Annotated in this window: 23 protein-coding genes and 2 pseudogenes; 11 read left to right on the forward strand and 14 right to left on the reverse strand. The window is 72.2% G+C overall.

What is annotated here, in order from left to right; all coding sequences use genetic code 11:
* From rpsS to rpsJ, 6 genes are read right to left on the reverse strand one after another with little or no spacing between them, the layout of a single operon-like run.
* Nucleotides 1-282, reverse strand: a complete 282-nt coding sequence (gene rpsS, locus HCN08_RS30265) for a 30S ribosomal protein S19 (protein WP_033177798.1) — start codon at nucleotides 280-282, stop codon at nucleotides 1-3.
* 11 nt (nucleotides 283-293) lie between these two features.
* Nucleotides 294-1130 (reverse strand): 50S ribosomal protein L2, encoded by an 837-nt coding sequence (rplB, locus tag HCN08_RS30270; protein WP_167986490.1) that lies wholly within the window; start codon nucleotides 1128-1130, stop codon nucleotides 294-296.
* Between the two features lie 44 nt (nucleotides 1131-1174).
* A complete protein-coding gene (gene rplW / locus HCN08_RS30275; protein ID WP_167986491.1) occupies nucleotides 1175-1501 on the reverse strand; it encodes a 50S ribosomal protein L23 in 327 nt (108 codons plus the stop codon).
* The gene (rplD, locus tag HCN08_RS30280; RefSeq protein WP_167986492.1) at nucleotides 1501-2157 is read right to left on the reverse strand and encodes a 50S ribosomal protein L4; all 657 of its coding nucleotides are present in this window, start codon (nucleotides 2155-2157) and stop codon (nucleotides 1501-1503) included. Before rplD ends, rplW begins: the two co-directional genes overlap by 1 nt.
* Nucleotides 2158-2162: 5 nt before the next feature.
* On the reverse strand, nucleotides 2163-2807 hold the full coding sequence (gene rplC / locus HCN08_RS30285; protein WP_167986493.1) for a 50S ribosomal protein L3: 645 nt from the start codon (nucleotides 2805-2807) through the stop codon (nucleotides 2163-2165).
* A 14-nt stretch (nucleotides 2808-2821) separates the two neighbouring features.
* Entirely contained in the window at nucleotides 2822-3130 is a 309-nt protein-coding gene (rpsJ, locus tag HCN08_RS30290; protein ID WP_014144312.1) for a 30S ribosomal protein S10, read from the reverse strand.
* A gap of 511 nt (nucleotides 3131-3641) precedes the next feature.
* Between rpsJ and HCN08_RS30295 the strand changes: the two genes are divergently transcribed.
* Entirely contained in the window at nucleotides 3642-4823 is a 1182-nt protein-coding gene (locus HCN08_RS30295; RefSeq protein WP_167986494.1) for an acyltransferase family protein, read from the forward strand.
* Here the strand turns inward: HCN08_RS30295 and HCN08_RS30300 are convergent.
* Nucleotides 4811-7447 carry an N-acetylmuramoyl-L-alanine amidase gene (locus HCN08_RS30300; protein ID WP_167986495.1) on the reverse strand — a complete coding sequence of 879 codons (2637 nt, stop codon included), beginning with the start codon at nucleotides 7445-7447 and terminating at the stop codon, nucleotides 4811-4813. The genes HCN08_RS30295 and HCN08_RS30300 overlap by 13 nt on opposite strands.
* Nucleotides 7448-7604: 157 nt before the next feature.
* Between HCN08_RS30300 and HCN08_RS30305 the strand changes: the two are divergent.
* The 5 genes and pseudogenes from HCN08_RS30305 to HCN08_RS30325 form a co-directional block, all read left to right on the forward strand.
* Nucleotides 7605-7859: pseudogene (locus HCN08_RS30305) on the forward strand (Uma2 family endonuclease); the annotation flags it as partial.
* A 65-nt stretch (nucleotides 7860-7924) separates the two neighbouring features.
* The gene (locus HCN08_RS30310; protein ID WP_167986497.1) at nucleotides 7925-8563 is read left to right on the forward strand and encodes a maleylpyruvate isomerase N-terminal domain-containing protein; all 639 of its coding nucleotides are present in this window, start codon (nucleotides 7925-7927) and stop codon (nucleotides 8561-8563) included.
* A 28-nt stretch (nucleotides 8564-8591) separates the two neighbouring features.
* Nucleotides 8592-9137 carry a chloramphenicol phosphotransferase CPT gene (cpt, locus tag HCN08_RS30315; RefSeq protein WP_167986498.1) on the forward strand — a complete coding sequence of 182 codons (546 nt, stop codon included), beginning with the start codon at nucleotides 8592-8594 and terminating at the stop codon, nucleotides 9135-9137.
* 11 nt (nucleotides 9138-9148) lie between these two features.
* On the forward strand, nucleotides 9149-9595 hold the full coding sequence (locus tag HCN08_RS30320; protein WP_206319419.1) for a hypothetical protein: 447 nt from the start codon (nucleotides 9149-9151) through the stop codon (nucleotides 9593-9595).
* A gap of 11 nt (nucleotides 9596-9606) precedes the next feature.
* Nucleotides 9607-10014, forward strand: coding sequence for an SRPBCC family protein (locus HCN08_RS30325; RefSeq protein WP_167986499.1), 408 nt, complete (start codon nucleotides 9607-9609; stop codon nucleotides 10012-10014).
* A gap of 191 nt (nucleotides 10015-10205) precedes the next feature.
* Here the strand turns inward: HCN08_RS30325 and HCN08_RS30330 are convergent, their stop codons facing one another.
* From HCN08_RS30330 to HCN08_RS30340, 3 genes are all read right to left on the reverse strand, one after another.
* Complete coding sequence (locus tag HCN08_RS30330; protein WP_167986500.1) at nucleotides 10206-10388, reverse strand: hypothetical protein; 183 nt, start codon at nucleotides 10386-10388, stop codon at nucleotides 10206-10208.
* A 146-nt stretch (nucleotides 10389-10534) separates the two neighbouring features.
* Nucleotides 10535-11293 carry a MerR family transcriptional regulator gene (locus HCN08_RS30335; protein ID WP_167986501.1) on the reverse strand — a complete coding sequence of 253 codons (759 nt, stop codon included), beginning with the start codon at nucleotides 11291-11293 and terminating at the stop codon, nucleotides 10535-10537.
* Between the two features lie 57 nt (nucleotides 11294-11350).
* Nucleotides 11351-11764: an ASCH domain-containing protein gene (locus HCN08_RS30340; protein ID WP_167986502.1), complete on the reverse strand. Its 414-nt coding sequence runs from the start codon at nucleotides 11762-11764 to the stop codon at nucleotides 11351-11353.
* Nucleotides 11765-11959: 195 nt separating this feature from the next.
* Here HCN08_RS30340 and HCN08_RS30345 point away from each other — a divergent pair, with 195 nt between their 5' ends.
* Nucleotides 11960-12394, forward strand: coding sequence for a DUF4259 domain-containing protein (locus tag HCN08_RS30345; protein WP_167986503.1), 435 nt, complete (start codon nucleotides 11960-11962; stop codon nucleotides 12392-12394).
* An 18-nt stretch (nucleotides 12395-12412) separates the two neighbouring features.
* On the opposite strand, the gene HCN08_RS30350 is transcribed toward HCN08_RS30345, so the two are convergent.
* A complete protein-coding gene (locus HCN08_RS30350) occupies nucleotides 12413-12679 on the reverse strand; it encodes a DUF397 domain-containing protein (RefSeq protein ID WP_167986504.1) in 267 nt (88 codons plus the stop codon).
* The gene (locus tag HCN08_RS30355; protein ID WP_167986505.1) at nucleotides 12676-13542 is read right to left on the reverse strand and encodes a helix-turn-helix domain-containing protein; all 867 of its coding nucleotides are present in this window, start codon (nucleotides 13540-13542) and stop codon (nucleotides 12676-12678) included. The genes HCN08_RS30350 and HCN08_RS30355 overlap by 4 nt, the downstream gene beginning before the upstream one ends.
* A 315-nt stretch (nucleotides 13543-13857) precedes the next feature.
* On the opposite strand from HCN08_RS30355, the gene HCN08_RS30360 reads away from it, so the two are divergent.
* Nucleotides 13858-14289 carry an ATP-binding protein gene (locus HCN08_RS30360; RefSeq protein WP_167986506.1) on the forward strand — a complete coding sequence of 144 codons (432 nt, stop codon included), beginning with the start codon at nucleotides 13858-13860 and terminating at the stop codon, nucleotides 14287-14289.
* 332 nt (nucleotides 14290-14621) lie between these two features.
* On the opposite strand, the gene HCN08_RS30365 is transcribed toward HCN08_RS30360, so the two are convergent.
* Nucleotides 14622-14963 (reverse strand): DUF5713 family protein, encoded by a 342-nt coding sequence (locus tag HCN08_RS30365; protein ID WP_167986519.1) that lies wholly within the window; start codon nucleotides 14961-14963, stop codon nucleotides 14622-14624.
* A 2-nt stretch (nucleotides 14964-14965) separates the two neighbouring features.
* Entirely contained in the window at nucleotides 14966-15493 is a 528-nt protein-coding gene (locus tag HCN08_RS30370; protein ID WP_167986507.1) for a hypothetical protein, read from the reverse strand.
* Between the two features lie 261 nt (nucleotides 15494-15754).
* Here HCN08_RS30370 and HCN08_RS30375 point away from each other — a divergent pair.
* The 3 genes and pseudogenes from HCN08_RS30375 to HCN08_RS30385 form a co-directional block, all read left to right on the forward strand.
* Nucleotides 15755-16882 (forward strand): annotated as a pseudogene (locus HCN08_RS30375) (UDP-N-acetylglucosamine--N-acetylmuramyl-(pentapeptide) pyrophosphoryl-undecaprenol N-acetylglucosamine transferase); the annotation flags it as partial.
* A gap of 197 nt (nucleotides 16883-17079) precedes the next feature.
* Nucleotides 17080-17649 carry a Uma2 family endonuclease gene (locus tag HCN08_RS30380; RefSeq protein WP_167986508.1) on the forward strand — a complete coding sequence of 190 codons (570 nt, stop codon included), beginning with the start codon at nucleotides 17080-17082 and terminating at the stop codon, nucleotides 17647-17649.
* Nucleotides 17650-17673: 24 nt separating this feature from the next.
* Nucleotides 17674-18499 (forward strand): phosphotransferase enzyme family protein (locus HCN08_RS30385; RefSeq protein WP_167986509.1); only part of this gene is annotated, 826 nt, incomplete at its 3' end.

Consider the following 18499-nt stretch of genomic DNA (forward strand, 5'->3'; position numbering starts at 1 on the left):
TCAGCGACGCCGCGACTTGCGGTCGTCCTTCTCGTGCCCGCGGAAAGTGCGGGTCGGTGCGAACTCGCCGAGCTTGTGGCCGACCATCGACTCAGTGACGAACACCGGGACGTGCTTACGCCCGTCGTGCACCGCGATCGTGTGGCCGAGCATCGCCGGGATGATCATCGAGCGGCGGGACCAGGTCTTGATGACGTTCTTGGTGCCGGCTTCGTTCTGGACATCCACCTTCTTGATCAGGTGGTCGTCGACGAAGGGCCCCTTCTTGAGACTGCGCGGCATCTGACCCGCTCCTAGCGCTTCTTGTTCGTCTTGCGGCGGCGGACGATGTACTTGTTGCTCGCCTTCTTGGGCGAACGCGTACGTCCTTCCTTCTGACCCCACGGGGACACCGGGTGGCGGCCACCGGAGGTCTTGCCCTCACCACCACCGTGCGGGTGGTCCACCGGGTTCATCGCGACACCGCGGACGGTCGGGCGGACGCCCTTCCACCGCATACGGCCGGCCTTGCCCCAGTTGATGTTCGACTGCTCGGCGTTGCCGACCTCGCCGATGGTGGCGCGGCAGCGCACGTCGACCATCCGGACCTCGCCGGAGGGCATGCGAAGGGTGGCCATGGAGCCCTCCTTCGCCAGCAGCTGGACCGAAGCGCCCGCGGAGCGGGAGATCTTCGCGCCGCCGCCCGGGCGCAGCTCGATCGCGTGGATCGTGGTGCCGACCGGGATATTGCGCAGCGGCAGGTTGTTGCCGGGCTTGATGTCGGCGTTGGGGCCGTTCTCGACCCGGTCGCCCTGCTGGAGCCGCGCGGGGGCGAGGATGTAGCGCTTCTCGCCGTCCGCGTAGTGCAGCAGCGCGATCCGCGCGGTGCGGTTGGGGTCGTACTCGATGTGCGCGACCTTGGCGGGCACGCCGTCCTTGTCGTGCCGACGGAAGTCGATGACACGGTAGGCGCGCTTGTGGCCGCCGCCCTGGTGGCGGACGGTCACACGACCGGCGTTGTTACGGCCGCCCTTGCTGTGCAGCGGGCGGACCAGCGACTTCTCCGGCGTGGACCGCGTGATCTCGACGAAGTCGGCGACGCTGGAGCCACGACGGCCCGGGGTCGTCGGCTTGTACTTGCGGATACCCATTTCTCAGTCCTCGGAATATTCCGGACTTCAATCGGCCGGCTCCCTTAGGAGACCGGGCCGCCGAAGATGTCGATTCGGTCGCCCTCGGCGAGGGTCACGATGGCGCGCTTGGTGTTGGCGCGCTTGCCGAAACCGGTGCGGGTGCGCTTGCGCTTGCCCTGCCGGTTGATCGTGTTGACCCCGGTGACCTTGACCTGGAAGACCGTCTCGACGGCCTGCTTGATCTGGGTCTTGTTGGCGCGCGGGTCGACGACGAAGGTGTACTTGTTCTCGTCGAGCAGCGCGTAGCTCTTCTCGGAGACCACGGGCTTGATCAGCAGGTCACGGGGGTCCGTGAAGGTCTTGCTGGTGATCTCGGTCTGCTCGGCCATCAGGCGTCGCTCCCTTCCAGCTCGGCCTCGGCCGCACCGGAACCGGTGAAGCGGTCGAACGCGCTCTTGGTGAAGACCACGTCGTCCGAGACGAGCACGTCGTACGTGTTCAGCTGGCCGGCCTCCAGGATGTGCACCTGGGGCAGGTTGCGGGCCGACAGCCACGCGGCCTCGTCGGACCGCTCGATGACCAGCAGCAGGTTCTTGCGCTCGCTGATCTTGCCGAGCAGCGTCCTGGCGGCCTTCGTCGAGGGCGCCTCGCCCTCGACCACGCCGGTGACGACGTGGATGCGGTTGTGGCGCGCCCGGTCGGTCAGGGCTCCGCGCAGCGCGGCCCGGATCATCTTCTTGGGCGTGCGCTGCGAGTAGTCGCGCGGCACGGGGCCGTGCACGACGCCACCGCCGGCGAACTGCGGGGCGCGGGTCGAGCCCTGACGGGCGCGGCCGGTGCCCTTCTGCCGGTACGGCTTCTTGCCACCGCCGCGGACCTCGCCGCGCGTCTTGACCTTGTGCGTGCCCTGGCGGGCGGCGGCCAGCTGCGCGACGACGACCTGGTGGATCAGCGGGATGCTGACCTTGGCGTCGAAGATCTCAGCCGGGAGCTCGACGGTCCCGGTGGTGTCGCCGGACGGCGACAGGATGTCAATGGTGCTCATATCCTTCAGGCCCCCTTGGCCGCGGTGCGGACCAGGACGAGGCCGCCGTTCGGACCAGGAACCGCGCCCTTGATCAGCAGCAGGCCCTTCTCCGCGTCAACGGCGTGGACGGTCAGGTTCTGGGTGGTGACCCGCTCGTTGCCCATGCGGCCCGCCATGCGCAGGCCCTTGAACACGCGGCCCGGGGTGGCGCAGCCGCCGATGGAGCCGGGCGAGCGGTGCTTGCGCTGCACGCCGTGGCCGGCGCCGAGGCCCTTGAAGTTGTGGCGCTTCATGACACCGGCGAAGCCCTTGCCCTTGCTCTTGCCGGTCACGTCGACCTTGACGCCGGCCTCGAACACCTCGGCGGTGATCTCCTGGCCGAGGGTGTACTCGGCGGCGTCGGAGGTGCGCAGCTCCACCAGGTGGCGGCGCGGGGTGACGTCGGCCTTGGCGAAGTGGCCCTTGAGGGGCTTGTTCACCTTGCGCGGGTCGATCTCGCCGAAGGCGATCTGCACCGACTCGTAACCGTCGGTGGCGTTGGTGCGGACCTGGGTCACGACGTTCGGACCGGCCTTGACGACGGTCACCGGGACGACACGGTTGTTCTCGTCCCAGACCTGGGTCATGCCGAGCTTCTCGCCCAGGATGCCCTTGATCTGCTTGGTCATCTTCTCCGCGCCTCTCAGAGCTTGATCTCGATGTCGACGCCGGCCGGCAGGTCCAGGCGCATCAGCGAGTCAACGGTCTTGGGCGTCGGGTCGAGGATGTCGATCAGGCGCTTGTGCGTGCGCATCTCGAAGTGCTCGCGCGAGTCCTTGTACTTGTGCGGCGACTTGATGACGCAGTACACGTTCTTCTCAGTGGGCAGCGGCACCGGGCCCGCGACCTGCGCACCGGTACGGGTCACCGTCTCGACGATCTTCTTCGCCGAGGAGTCGATGACCTCGTGGTCGTAGGCCTTGAGCCGGATGCGGATCTTCTGTCCCGCCATGGCTACTCCGTAGTCCTTGTCTCTTCTCAGCTCTTGACATCCGCTTGCTCCGACCCACGCGGTCGGGCGTGTCGCGCCCCTCGCACAGGGTTTCCCGCAGCCGGGATTCCCTAGAGCCAGGGGTTTGCGTGGGAGAAGTCACCCACCGGATGCCTGGTCGGCCCCGCACTGACGCTTCCCGGAAGATTCCCGTACGTCCGCCCCAGCGCTGCCACCTGGGCAGTTGGCGCGACGAGTACTGTGGGACTCGCTTCCGGTCCCCCCGACGGGAGGCGCGCAGCATCGGCGCTCGACCGAGCAACTTGAGTAGTCTGCCATACGCCCCACATCGGGCGCCAATCGAGCCGGGTAGCTTACCCCTCCGTGTCGGGGGCGCAAACGCGGCCGACGGCCGACGGCACTCGAACGTCCGGTGAACGGCTCACCAAGCAATGGGCAACCAATCGCATGGCAGGGTGGTCGAACCCCATACGCCACACCGCCCGCAGCCAGCGAACAGAAGGGCCCGCTCGTGAGTACGACCCGACATACGCCCGTGCCGCTGCCCGAGCAGGCCGCCCCGCCCGCGCCCCGGCCGGCCACGGCCGCGCCCGGACGCGGCCGGCCGCCCCGGCTGGCGGCGGTCGACATGCTCCGGCTGGTGGCCGCGCTGGCCGTGGCGGCCTACCACTTCCTGGGCATCGGCACCGCGCAGTATTGGGGCGAGGACCCGCGGGACTTCGCCCGACCGCTGCACCTGGCCAGCATGTACGGCTGGATGGGCGTCGAGGCGTTCTTCGTGATCAGCGGTTTCGTCATCTGCATAAGCGGCTGGGGACGCACCCCGGGGCAGTTCGCCGTCTCCCGGATCTCCCGGCTGTACCCGGCGTACTGGGCCGCAATCGCGCTGATCGTGCTCTACCGGCTGTTGGAGGCGTCACAGCGCGGCACCTCCGAGGGCATCCCGGACTCCCGGCAGATCCTCGGCAACATGACGATGGCCCCCGAGCAGTTGGGCGTGCACGAGGTGGACGGCGTCGTGTGGACGCTGTGGGCCGAGGCCCGCTTCTACCTGCTGATGGCGCTGGTGCTCGCGGTCGGAACGACGTACCACCGGATGCTCGCCTTCTGCACGATCTGGCTGGCGGCGGCGGTCTTCACCCGGCAGATGCACGTCACCTTGCTCGACCAGATCGTGCAGAGCACCTACGCCGGCCTGTTCATCAGCGGCATCGTGCTCTTCCTGATGTACCGCTTCGGCCGCAACCTGCTGCTGTGGATGATGCTCGGTCTGTCCTGGTCCTACGAGCTGGTCGCCCTGCACGACCGTTCCTACTACCACATGCGCGACACCGCCGGCTCCACGGTTCCCGTCTCCTGGCCGGTGTGCGCCCTGCTGCTCACCGGCTTCGTGGTGCTGCTGGCGTTGTGCGCCTTCGGCCCGCTGCGGCGGTTCCAGTGGCGCTGGATGATCACCGCGGGCATCCTCACGTACCCCTTCTACCTGGTGCACCTGACTTTGGGCACCGCCCTGGGCGTGGACCTCACCCACCACGCCTCGTGGCTGGGGGCGTGGCCCAACCTGCTGCTGACCACCGCGGCGATGCTGCTGCTGTCGTGGCTGATCCACAAGCTCGTGGAAAAGCCCCTCGGCAAGGCGCTGCGACGCGGCCTGACCGAGGGGCTCCACCCGAAGCAGGATCAGCCGGTGTAGTAGCCGGTGACGTCCGCGATCAGGTCGACCGTGCCGTAGGCGTTCCAGAAGTCGACCTTGCCGTTCACCACGGGCACGACCACCAGGTTCGGGATCGTCACGCCGGCGGTGAAGTTGAGGTTCGACGCGGACGAGCGGGGCGTGCCGTCGGGGTAGACCGACACGAAGCTCGTCGTGGACGGCGCGACCGCCGTCACGTTCAGCACCACCGCGGTCACCCCCGTCGCGGGGATGCCGTTGCGCCCGGTGACCTGGAGCGCGACCGAACCGCCCGGGCCCACCTTCGCGGCCGGCACGCCCGTGCCGCTGCGGGTGTCCATGAGGCGCCGCGGGCCGGCGTTGCTGTACGCCGCCCCGGTGCCGTCCGAGGTGTAGTAGCCGGAGATGTCGGCGACCAGGTGCACACTGCCGTAGGCGTTCCAGAAGTCGACCTTGCCGTCGACGACCGGCACGACCACCAGGTTGGGGATCACCTGGCCCTTGACGAAGTTCAGGTTCGACGCGCTGGTGCGGGCCGTGCCGTCCGGGTAGACCGACACGAAGCTCGTCGTCGTCGGCGCGACCGCCGTGACGTTCAGCACCACCGCGGTCACCCCGGTCGCCGGGACGCCCGTGCTGCCGCCGGTGACCTGGAGCGGGAGCGCAGCGCCCGGGCCCACTGGGGCGGCCGGCACACCGCCGGTGCCGTTCCTGGTGTCCATCAGCCGCTTCGGGGTGAGCGGCTTGAACGTCGAGCCGCTGGTGTCGGCGGTGTAGTAGCCGGTGATGTCGGCGACGAGGTGGACGTCACCGGCGTGGTTGTAGAAGTCGACCTTGCCGTTGACGACGGGCACGACCACCAGGTTCGGGATGGTCTGGCCCTTGACGAAGTTCAGGTTGGACGCGCTGGTGCGGGCGGTGCCGTCCGGGTAGACCGACACATAGCTGGACGTGGTCGCGCCGGTCGCCGTCACGTTCAGCACGACCGCGGTCACGCCGGTGGCCGGCACGACGGCGTTGCCGGTGACCGGCAGCGCCACGGTGCCGTCCGGGCCGACCACGCCCTGCCGCACACCGGTGCCGCTGCGGGTGTCCATCAGCCGGGTCGGGGTGACCGGGTGGTACGTGGTCGCCGCCGGCGCCGGGTCGGCGATGACGGTGGTCGCGGCGCTGGTGGCCGGCTTGCCCGACTGGTGGACGCCGCGGACGGCGACGGTGTGCGTGCCGACCGGCAGCGTGACCGTCGCGCTGCGCGCGGTGCCGGCGACATGCGCGGCCGGGGTGGCGGTGTTGCCGTCGACGATGACGTCGAAGCCGGAGATCAGGGCGCTGGGCGTCGAGGTGGTCCAGTTCACCGTCGCCGGGCCGGTGGTGTGGTACTTCCCGCCCTCCAGGTAGGCGGCGCCGCCCACCGAGCTGACCGCCAGGCCCGCCATCGGGCCCGCGGCCCAGCTGCGGATCGTGCCGAGCTGCGCGTACAGCGCGTCACCCGGGCACTCGGTGTTCACCCCGTCGCGGTGCGCGGAGATCGCCGGGAAGCTGTAGGAGTTCCCGGCGGTGAAGGAGCGGCCGGTGCCGCTGGTCTGGGTGGTCTCGGTCGCGATGGTCTGCGAGCTGGCCGGGTCCACGCCGTACTGCCCGAGCTTCCAGGCCGCGACCTGCGCCACGGAGGTCAGCGCGGCGCTGCTGGCGCTGTCGGTGGTGTACGTGCCGAGGACGGCGATCCCGGCGGTGTCGTTGTTCCAGCCGCCGGTGTGCGCGCCCTGGACCGGCTGGTCCACGCCGCCCTTGCGGCCCTCGAAGACCGTGCCGCACTTGTCGACGAGGAAGTTGTAGCCGATGTCCTTCCAGCCGTTGGACTGGACGTGGAAGGCGTAGATGCCGCGCACCAGGGAGGCCGACTGGGAGCAGTCGTACGCGGCGCCGTCCGTGTGGTGCACGAACACCACCCGGACGTCCGGCATGTACGTCGGGTCCTCGGGGCTGATCGACTCGTCGGCGCCCCAGCCGGCCCGGCTCACGATCGGCGGCTGCGGCACGCTGGAGGCGGGGCCCGTGCCGGGCGGCCGGGGGGTGTCGGCGGGGCGGACGGTGCCGGTGCCCTGCGGGCTCGCACCCGTGGTGGCCGTCGTGCCCGCCGTACCCGTCGGGGCCGCCGTGGTCGCCGCGTCGCCGACCAGGTCCACGCGCAGGCCCGCGGGCAGCGCGCCCGTGCCGCCGTCCACCCGGGCCTGCACGCCGTCGGACGGTCCCACCCACACCGGCTCGGTGGTGCCGCGCGCCCCCGGCTGGTCGGCGAGGCCGATGTCCTCGGGGTCCAGCGTGTGCCACGGCGTCCAGTCCCCGGTCGCGGCCGACCGGGTCCGTATCTCGACCTTCGCCGGCGCCGCGGCCCGCGGGTCGCGCCACGAGACGCCCACCGTGCTGAAGGGCTTCGTCGTCCGCTGCCCCAGCTCCGCCCTGCCGTCGGCGACGCTGAACCCGAGGCCCTGCACCGCGCTCCTGACGACCCCGCCCGCCTGCGCCGGCGCGACCGCTCCCGCCTCGCCGCTCCTCGGCGCGGCCTGCGCCACCTGGAGTCCCCCGACCCCTGTCACGCCCATCGCGACCGCAAGGGCCACGCCCCACACCCGACGTGCTGTCACTCGTCCCTCTTTCATCGAGAGTTCACCTGGTGTAAACCACGCAGCTTATGCCACGCCGGTTTCACTCCCGAGAGGCGAGGCCGCAGGGCGGGGGGCTGCGCCAGCCTGATCCCACAAGCGCTCGCACGCCCAGCGGCCACCGACGGAGGAGCGTCCGGAGGTCGCCCTCGTCGTGGAGGTCGTCTCCGCCGAGTCCGAGGACCGCGACCGCCGCTACAAGCCCGGCCTCTACGCCGAGGCGGGAATCCGGCACCTGTGGCGTATCGAGGACGAGCAGGGCCTCCCGGTGGTCCACACCTACGAGCGCGACGCCACGACCGGCACCTACGTCCCGACCGGCGTCCACCGCGACCGGCTGACCAGCCCCGTTCCCTTCCCTCTCGACATCGTCCCCGCGGACCTCGCGCGCTGATCCGCCGGGCGTACGGCCCGGTAAACGGGTCGCCGGGGGCGGGGGTGGTCGGTAAGGTCGCCGGGGTGGGTGTGATCGAGGGGTATCTGGGGGCCGCCGGGCAGGCGGCGGCGTTGTTGCGCAGGCCGGAGCCCGCGGGGGCGTGGGAGGCGGGCAGTGCGCTCGCGGGGATGTCGGTGGGGGCGCTCGCCGCGCACCTGGCGTACCAGATCCTCAGCGTGGAGCCGACGCTGAACGAGCCCGTGCCGCCGGGCCGGGAGACGCTGCCGCTGCTGGAGCACTACGCGCGCGCCGCCTGGATCGGGGCGCCGCTGGACGCCGAGGCCAACGCCGGGATCCGCGCCCGGGCCGAGGCCGCGGGCGCGGGCGGGCCGCAGGCGGTGTGGCGGGGCGCGACCGACGCGCTGGGCCGGCTCACCGAGACGCTGCCCGGGCGGGACGGGACCGCGCCGGTCTTCCTCCCGCAGACCGGCTGGTGCCTGACCCTCGACGACTTCCTGGCCACCCGGCTGCTGGAGCTCGCCGTCCACCTGGACGACCTCGCCACCAGCGTCGGCGTCCCCACGCAGGACCTGCCGCCCGAGGCGTTCGACCCCGTCCTGGTCCTGCTCGCCCGCCTCGCCGCCCGCCGGCACGGCCAGCCCGCCCTGCTGCGGGCCCTCGCCCGCGCCGAGCGGGCACCGGCCGCCGTCAACGCGATCTGAACCCCCCGGGGAAGGTGCCCGCTCAGCCATGCCCGACGTCATCGTCCTCAACGGCGGCTCCAGCTCCGGCAAGTCCAGCATCGCCCGCGCCCTCCAGTCGCTGCTCCCCGAGGCGTGGCTGAGCCTGAGCGTGGACACCTTCGTCGACGCGCTCCCCGCCTCCCTCCAGGACTCCCCGGGCGGCATCGCCATCGGCCCCGGCGGCGAGATCACCGTCGGCCCCGCCTTCCGCACGCTGGACGCCGCGTGGACCGCCGGGGTCGCCGCGATGGCCCGGGCCGGCGCGCATGTCGTCGTCGACGACGTCTTCCTCGGCGGCGCCGACTCCCAGGCCCGCTGGTCCCGCGCCCTGACCGGCCTCGACGTGCTGTGGGCCGGCGTCCACTGCGCCCCCGACGTCGCCGCCGCCCGCGAGGCCGCCCGCGGCGACCGCGAGCCGGGCATGGCGGCGAAGCAGGCGCTGCTGGTGCACGAGGGCGTGACGTACGACGTCGAGGTCGACTCGACGCACTGCGCCGCGCTGGCCTGCGCCCGTACGATCGCGTCCCGCATATCCCGTACGCCCCGTAGATAAGGAGCCCCCGTATGCCGCGCCGCGACGACAGGGCCCGGCGGCTGGTCGCCGGGGAGGCGACGTACCTGTGGTCCGTGCGCCACGCGCACCACGTATCCGCCGCCGGCGGCGCATGCGCCGAGGCCGTCGTGCTGCGGCGCGAGGGCTCGCACGGCTCCCTGCGCATCACCTTCGCGGCGGGCCGCGGGCGCGCCGTCCCGGACGGCCTGCTGCCCTCCGGCGTGGTCGGCACCGGCTCCGAAGCCCTCAACCTCCACCAGCCGGGCACCGCCCGCGCCCTGCTCGACGAGGCGCTGGCCCGCGGCTGGGACCCGGCCGCCGCCACCGGCGAGACCCTCGACGGCTGGACCCTCTTCGCCGCCGCGCACGCCCGCCGGCACGGCACGGACGACGCGTCCGGCGCGTTGTCCGGTGCGTTGTCCGGTGCGTTCAAGAGCGAGCCGGGCCCGCCCCGCTAGCGTCTGCCGGCATGACCAGCACACCGCATGAGTCCCGGCACGTCAGCACCCGTATCGCCCGCCCCGCCGCCGAGGTGTACGCCTACGCGCGCGACCCGCGGAACCTGCCCGCCTGGGCGCACGGGCTGAGCGGGTCCATCACCCAGGAGGACGGCGTATGGGTCGCGGACTCGCCAATGGGCCGGGTGACCGTCGCCTTCGCGCCGGCCAACGAATTCGGCGTCCTCGACCACGACGTGACGCTCCCCTCGGGCCGGACCGTCCACAACCCCGTCCGCGTCCTGCCGGACGGCTCCGCCGCGAGCGAGGTCGTCTTCACCCTGCGCCGCCTCGACGGCATGACCCCCGCCGACTTCGAACGTGACGCGGCGACCGTCGCCGCCGACCTGGAACGCCTCAGGTCCCTGCTGGAGGCGTGACCCCCGCCAACTCCCGCCCGGGGCACCGGAATCGGTGCCCAGCGCCACCGCCGGTGGCCGGCGGCCGTCCGCGCACGGCCCGGGATGTACGTCGGCTCGACGACCTGACGGGGCCTGCACCACCTGGTGTTCGAGGGCGTCGAGTGGGCCCTGGCCGCCGTCGCCGGGGCGACCCGCGATCCTGACCCGCCTCAGCCCTCCGACCCCGACCCCGTACGCAGGAGGGTGACGGCGACCTGGACGCCGAGGGCGAGGGGCACGGCGAGCAGGACGCTCCAGGGGAGCCAGTCGAGCGCCGCGAGGAGGGCGAGGATCGGCAGCGTCAGGAGGGTGGGGAAGGTCTGAGCGAGGGCGGTACGGACCGTACGGCTCACGGTGCGGCTCCTGGGTGGGGTGGGGCTCGGGGGTTCCGGCGGGCGCGGCTCACGCGTTGGCGCGGGGCGCGGCTCAGGGGCCGGCGTTCCGGCCGGTTCGCAGCCCGGGGCGCGGCTCAGGCGTTGCGGCCAGGGAAGGACGGGGGTCAGGCGTTGCGGGCCTGGTCCAGGTAAACAGCGAGCTCGCGCCAGGCGTCCGCGGGAGCGTCCGGCTCGCCGGACATCGCGGCCGGGTCCTCGCGCCAGGCGGCCCGGACGCCCGCGGAGATCGCGGTGTCGCCGCCCGAGAAGAGGACGCTCAGCTCGTCCATCCGGGCCACGAGCCGCCGTACCCGCGCGTCCGCGGCCGGCACCCCCTCCGCCCGCAGCCGTTCCGCCCGCCGGTAGAGCTCGGGCCACTCGACCTCCAGCAGATAGTGCGCGGCCGGCCCGAGCCCCGCGGCCCGCGCCCGCAGCACCTCCACCTGGTCCGCGTCGAGGTGCCGCCCCACCACCTCCCCCCGCTCCGGCGCCCCCGCCCCGCCGAGCGCCCGCAGCGCCCCGACCAGATCCGCCGCCGCCGGCGCCTCGTCCCCGGCCAGCCCGTCCCGCAGCCGTACCAGCCGCTCCCGCAGCCCGCCGAGCGCCGCGATCTCCGCCTCCACACCCGCGAGGTGATCCGCCACGACCCGCGCGGGATCGACCCCGGCGTCCAGGCACACCCCGATGCTCTCCAGCCCGAGCCCGAGCCTGCGCAGCGCCAGCACGAGGTAGAGCCGCCCGAGGTCGTCCTCGGTGTACTCCCGATGGCCGCCCGCGGTCCGCGAGGACGGGCTGAGCAGCCCGATCGCGTCCCAGTGATGCAGCGTCCTGACGGTGAGCCCACTCGCCTCGGCGAGCCGGCCCACCTTCCACGTCGTGTCCATACGCCCCACGATGCGCCCTCACGCGACGTGAGGTTCAAGCCCCCGCGCGGCCCCCGCCTACTCGGCCACTACCCGGAACCGCTCCGCGACCACCAACGTGTCCCCGTCGATCACCGGCGTACGCCCCAGGAACTCGCTCACGCCCTCGCTCCGGAAGAACTCCTCGTGCGCGACCCGCCACGCCGCCGCATCCGCGTACCCCCGCCCCTCCGCATGAGCGAAGTCGTCCCCGACCTCCCTCATCGCCACGACCCGCACCTCGACCAGCTCGATCGTGACGGCATGCGCCCCATCGGAATCCACCACCGAATACCGCTGCCCGACCTCGGGCACCGCCTCCCCGGCGTGCTCGTAGATCTCGACGAGCCCGGTCAGCGCGGTCTTCTCCCCCCGCCGGATCGCCGCCACTCCCCGATCCCGCTCGGGCCCGGGAAACGCCAGTTCCAGCACCGGAAGATCATCCTGTCCCATCCCCGGATCGTACGAACCCGCCCCGCCCTGGGACAACGCCCCACCCGTCTGCTCTCGGCAGAACCGTCCGACCCCGGCCCTCACCTGGCTTTTTACACTCGGCGCAGGACATCGTGCGCCCAGTGAAAGTAACGCTCCGTGAGCCTTTGTCAGTGGCTCATGCAAGGCTGCTGCCCAACCGCAGAGGGAGGGCACATGGGCACCTGGGACACCGGCCCCTTCGACAACGACAGCGCGGCGGACTTCGCCGGCGACCTCGACGAGGCCGCACCCGAGGCACGCGAGGCCCTGATCCGCGGCGTCCTCCTCCGCGCCCGCGACGCCACGGGCCTGCTGTGGGAGGCGGAGGCCGCCGTCGCCGCAGCCGCACTGATCGCCGCGCAATGCCCGGGCGGCACCCCCCTCGACCCGATCTACGGCCCGGCCTCCCCGATGCCCGCCTTCTCCCCGGACCTGCGCCTGCTCGCCGAGGAAGCGCTGGCGCGCGTTGCCGCCGCCGGGGACGGCCCGGCCTCGGGCTGGTTCGCCCCGCGCAAATCCCGCGCATGGCGTTCCCACATCCACGGCCTGAGGTCGATCCTCGCCCCGCCCCCGCACGACCAGGAGCCCCTGCTCACCCTCGACGCATAAGCCCGGAGCCGGGCCCCCTCAGACCTCGTACGTCGCCGCGTGCGCGAGGAACGAGGCCCACGCGTCTGGGCTGAAGCTGAAGCGGGGGCCCTCCGGGTCCTTGGAGTCCCGCACGAGGACGACTTCGTCGGAGGCCGCGACTTCAACGCACTCCGGCCCGTCGTTCGAGCTGTAGCTGCTCTTGGCCCAGGCCACCTCGACGCAGTCGTTGTTGTTGCTCCCGCTGTGGCTGCTCTTCGTCCACGCCAGCCCGGACTCCCCCTCAACGGACGGCCTGAGGCTCATAGTTCTCCCCGCACTTTCTCGATGAAGGCCAGCGACTCACGCGGCGTGAGGGCCTGCGATCGGATGATGCCATATCGCAGTTCCATGATCTGGACCTCGCGTGGTTTCGAGACAAGGCGGCTGGTGAGTTGGGCCTCCGAGTATCCGACCGTCGTCCCGTCCCTGAGCTTGAGCAGCTGCAACTCGCCACCCATGCCGGCGTGGTCTTCACGGTCGATGGGCATGACCTGGATCTCGACATGGCGCAACTGGCCCAGCTCCAGGATGTGGTCAAGTTGGCGGCGGAGCACAGCCCTGCCGCCGATGGGCCGCCGGAGGGTGACTTCCTCCTGCACGAAGGTGAGCGTCGTGAACGGGGTCCGGTGGAAGATCGCCTGCCGTGCCATCCTCGCGGCGACGAACCGCTCGACGTCTTCCGCCGCCATCGCCGGGCGCCGAACGGCGAAGAGCGCGTTGGCGTACTCCTCGCTCTGGAGCAGGCCGTGCAGGTTGTGCGTACCGTAGGCGCCCAACTCGACTGCCTCGGCCTCCAGCTTCGCCAGGTCACGCACCCGCTTCGGGAAGCGCGCTTCCGCAACGTCCTTCTTCAACGCCGAGACGGCGCCGTGCGCGTGGAGGACCCGATCTGTGTTGTCGAGGAAGGCCGGTTTCGGGGCCCGGACGCCGCGCTCGACCTTGGAGACCATCTCGTCGCCGTAGCCGATGGCAGCTCCGAGTTCCGTCTGCGTCAGACCCGCTGCCTCACGCAGGACCTTGATCAGATGGCCCACCGTTTTCATGACGCCCGAGGAGTCGTCCTCGGGGCCCAGATCCCACTCGGAGCCGTCCGTGCCGTCGGTCGTGTAGGCGGTGCTCTCGATCATGCCGGCCCCCACCGTCAGGTCCGTGCGCAGATATTGCGCAACTTCGCGACCTACAGCGTATGTACGGGCCGGGCGGGTGTCCGGCGAACTGACGGAACATCACCCTTTTGAGCCGAACCGCAGCTCAGGCGGTGAGCGGGGCCGGGCTCGCTGCTTGCCGTTTCCGCGCCTGCCAGTGCGTAGGGCAGGCACCCGTACCCACCCGTACAACACCCGGACAGAGCCCGTACAAACAGATGGCCCCACCCGCACAAAAGCCGGTTGGGCGGGCTCCGTCCCTGGTCACAGCACTATCGGCCCGCCAGGCTCAGTCGCATGAGCAACAACTCCCGTTCCCCCGAACTTGACGCGCCCGCACGGCGGTTCAGCGTCCAACTGCCCTCAACGCGTCGCGGCGCCCAGCGGGCCCGCTTGCTGGCCGTCGCCAAACTCACGGGCTGGGGCCTGCCCCCCAAAGTGGCCGCGCACATCGTGGCTGAACTCGCCGCGAACGCGGCCCTGCACGGCCGCGTGCCCGGCCGGGAATTCCGGCTGACGCTCGACGCGGACGCACCCGGCGTCCTCAGGATCGAGGTCACCGACGCCCGCGCGGACCGGCTGCCCGCGATCCCCCGCGCGGGCGAGCCGGAGGCGGAGTCGGGCCGCGGACTCCTCCTCGTCGCGGCACTCTCCGCCCGCTGGGGCGTGACCTCGGGCCCGTTCCCGACGAAAACGGTATGGGCGGAGGTCGAGGTGCCCGGCGCGTAAGCCATGCGGGCACCGCACGGGGCCGCCGTAGCGGCACGCCGCCGAACCACTCGCCAGCCCACCGCAAAACCCGGACGGCGAGCCCCGTGCAGCCAGCGCACCAGCCACCCCGCGGCCAAGACGACCCCGCACCCCACAGGCAAAGCGGCACCCCCGGTACGGCAGGGGCCTGGCCACCGGCACCTCCCCCAGCCACCAGCCACCGGCACCGGATCAGCCCCCAACTACCAGCCACCGGCCACCGGACATCAGCCCCCAGCCACCCACCCACCGGACAGCAGCCCCCAGCCACCCACCCCCAGCCATGAGGCCCCAACCCCCGAAAAGGAACCTCACCACTCCCGCGGAGCGATCAGCCACTCCCCATCAGCCTCGGCGAAGCCATACGCACCCGCAACGAAGAAGAAATCCCCCGCGATCTCCTCCCGCGCGACCGTCTCGATCTCGCTCCCCGCCGCCTCGAACTCCCCCTCCAGCGCGTTGAACTCCTCCGTCGCCGCGTGCGTCAGCACATACAGCGCCGCAAGGTCGGAAGGCTTCTCCGCCTCGATGCGGGCGCACAGCCGGAGCAGAATGTCCCTGCCCTTGTCGACGACGTGATCGGGGAAGTACGAGTCCTCGTACATCCCCCGCAGGAACGCATGCGCAGCCACCCGCGTGTTCGCGATGCCCACGCTCACGTACCGGAGACCTTCGTGCACGTAAGCGTCCCGTTGACCGTCACGGAGCCGCCCGACGTGTCGACCGCGCCCAGTTCCGTCCCCGAGACCGTGACCGTCCAGGCGTCGCCCTGCTTCGCCGCGGAGATGCCGTCCGCACCGAGCTTGACGAACGTGTGCTTGTCCGGCGTGACGAGTGTGGCCATGCTCTGGTCGCCGATGTTGGCCACGAAGGAGGGCGTCGTGGATGCGGCGGCGTCGCCCGGGTCAGGCGCGGTCACGGCGATGAGCTTGCCGTCGAGGGTCGCGCAGCCGACGCTCATCGTGACGTCGAAACCGCCGCTGAGGGAGCCGCTGTAGTCCAGGTGGCCGTGCTTGCCGCCCGTCGCCGGAGCGGAAGCGGAGGCCGATGCGGACGTACCCGCACCCGTACCCGTACCAGCACCCGTGGCCGTCGGCTTCTTGTCGTCGTCACCGGACGACGACGAGCAGCCGGCCAGCGCCGCCACCGCCACTACCGCCGACACCGCCAGCGCTCCCGTCAACGCCCCACCATTGCGCCGCACTCGTCCCCCACTCCTCAGCATCTGTCACCCCGTCGCATGCGGCGGCAGACTATACGACGCGCGGACGGCGCACCGTCCGGCAACGCGCCGTCCGCGGCGGATACTGTGACCAGCACCACCGGGGCGCGTGGACCCCGCCAGATGGGGAGCAGCATCGTCATGACCGACCTCGTCAACTCCCGCCCGGGAGAGGGCCCCTCCGGACCCCTCAGCCCCCTCGACCCCCTCACCCCCTTCCGCCTGATCGTCACCGGCGGCGGTACCGGCGGGCACACGTACCCCGCGCTCACGGCGGTCCGTACGCTGCGGGCGCGGCTCGCGGGCGAGGGGCGCGGCATCGAGGTGTTGTGGGTCGGCACGGCCGACAGCCTGGAGGAGCGGGTCGCGACCGGCGAGGGCATCCCCTTCCGGGCGGTCGCCACCGGCAAGGTGCGGCGCTCCTCGAACCCCCTGAAGATGCTCACCCTCGCGAACCTGCGCGACATGGGCCGCGTACCGCTCGGCGTACTCCAAGCCCGCCGCGTCGTACGGGACTTCGGCCCCGACGTCGTGCTGGCGACCGGCGGCTACGTGGCCGTACCGCTCGGCATCGCGGCGAAGCTGAACCGCCGGCCGCTGGTGGTCCACGAGCAGACCGTACGGCTCGGGCTCGCGAACCGGATGCTGGCGCGGGCGGCGACGACGTTCGCGGTGTCGTCGGAGTCCACCCTCCCCCTCCTCCCGGGCCGGGCACGGGCGACGGCGGTCGTCACCGGCAACCCGGTGCGGCCCGAAGTGCTCAGCGGCCAGGGCGAGAAGGCGATCGAGACGCTGGGGCTGCGCGGCTTCGAGCGCGCGCTGCCCACGGTGTACGTGACGGGCGGCGCGCAGGGCTCGCAGCAGATCAACAACGTCGTCGCGACCGTACTGCCCTGGCTGCTCCCGCAGGCGAACGTCATCCACCAGTGCGGCCCGGCGAACGTCGCCGCCCTCCGCTCCGCCGCGGCCCTGCTCCCCCGCGAACTCGCCCCCCGCTACGTCCCGTTGGGCTTCGTCGGCGCAGAACTCCCGGACGTGCTCGCCCTCGCCGACGTCGTGATCTCCCGCAGCGGCGCCGGCACGCTGGCCGAACTCACCGCGCTGGGCAAGCCGTCCGTCCTCATCCCCCTGGCATCCTCGGCCGGCAACGAACAGGCCCACAACGCCCGCCACTTGGCCGACACCGGCGCGGCGATCGCCCTCCCCGACCCCACCCCCGACACCCTCCTCGCCGCCCTCACCCCCCTCCTGACCGACCCCACCCGCCGCACGGCGATGTCCACCGCCGCCCGCACCCACGGCCGCCCCGCCGCAGCACACCACCTGGCCGAGGCAGTCCTCGCGGCAGCCCACCCCCGCGCGACGACGCCACCCCGCCCGACCACCCCACCACCCCCAGCAGCCCCCGCACCCCCACCCCAGCCCCCGGCAACAACGCCAGCATCGCCAGCATCGCCAGCAATGCTCACGTCACCAACACCGCCCCTGAAGGAACCCCTCCCCCCGATCCAGCCCCCACCCCCTCCCCCGCACCCCCCGACAGTGGGATGACGACGGCCAACGGCTCCCCGTACAAGGCGATGCGCCGCCGGGTCGAACACCTCCGACCCACCACCCCCGGCACCCTCGAAATCACCCGCGAAGGCATCATCCACGACCTCCGGTCCCCCATCGCCCCCCACGAACTCACCGCCGCGCGGATCAGCCGCCGGCTGGAGAAGGTCATGCCGGAGGGACTGCTCGCCCACACCGGCACGCCCGACGTGGAGGACGTCCACGAGGGCGTGATGCGGCACCCGGACGTCATGGTCATCGCCGAGGCCGACATGGAGGTCGAAGGCTCCTTCGACCCGACGACCCTCCTCGCCGCGATCGAGGTCGTCTCCCGCTCGAACCCGGACAACGACTGGGTCGGCAAGATGCGCGACTACCCCCTCCTCGGCATCCCCGTCTACGTCCTCTTCGACCCCCGCACCGGCGAGGGCGCCGTCCTCACGGACATCCACCCCACCCCCAACGGCCCGCGCTACGCGACCCGTACGGACTTCCTCTACGGCGAGGACATCACGATCGGCGAGTGGACGATCTCCACGGCGGACCTCCCCCGCTACCGCTGAACGCCCCCACGTACGGTGGGCCTCATGACGACTCCCGGCGGACCGGCGGATGACGGCTCGGGCACCCCGCTGGTCGGCGGGCTGGTGAACGCCGGGGCGGTGTTCCGGCGCGGCGGGGTGGTGGACCGCCCGGCGCCCCGCACCGCCCGCGCCCTGCACACCCACCTGCGCGCCCTCAAGGCGCACGGCATCGACGCCGCCCCCACCCCCCTCGGCCTCAGCCCCGACGCCCGCCGCGAACAGCTCACCTTCATCCCCGGCGACGTCGCCCTCCCGCCCTTCCCCGAGTGGGTCATGACCCGCACCGCCCTCGCATCGGTGGGCCGGCTCCTGCGCCGCCTGCACGACGCCGGCGCGCAAATCCCCGTCGACGCCGACGCCGGCTGGCCCCGCGACCTCGCGGACCCGACACCCCGCGGCGCAACGCTCCTCTGCCACAACGACGTCTGCCCGGACAACGTCGTCTTCCGCGACGGCACGGCGACCGCCCTCATCGACTTCGACCTCGCCGCGCCCGGCCGCCCCCTGTGGGACGTCGCCATGGCCGCCCGCTACTGGGCCCCGATGCTCGACCCCACCTCCGCGGCCCCCCTCTACCCCACCGCGCCCGACCCCCTCCCCCGCCTCCGCCTCCTCGCCGACAGCTACGGCCTCTCCCCCGCCGACCGCGCCGAACTCCCCACCACCATCGAGCAGGCCACCGCCGCGAGCCGCGCCTTCGTCGCCACCCGCGTCGCCGCGGGCGACCCCACCTACACCCGCATCCTCGCCACCCGCGGCGGCTGGCCCCGCTGGGACCGCCTCCAGTCCTGGCTCACCACCCACCGCCCCGCCATCACCGCCGCCCTCC

Origin of the sequence: Actinacidiphila epipremni, from assembly GCF_012034175.1 — a bacterium.
GTDB classification, from domain to species: Bacteria; Actinomycetota; Actinomycetes; order Streptomycetales; family Streptomycetaceae; genus Actinacidiphila; species Actinacidiphila epipremni.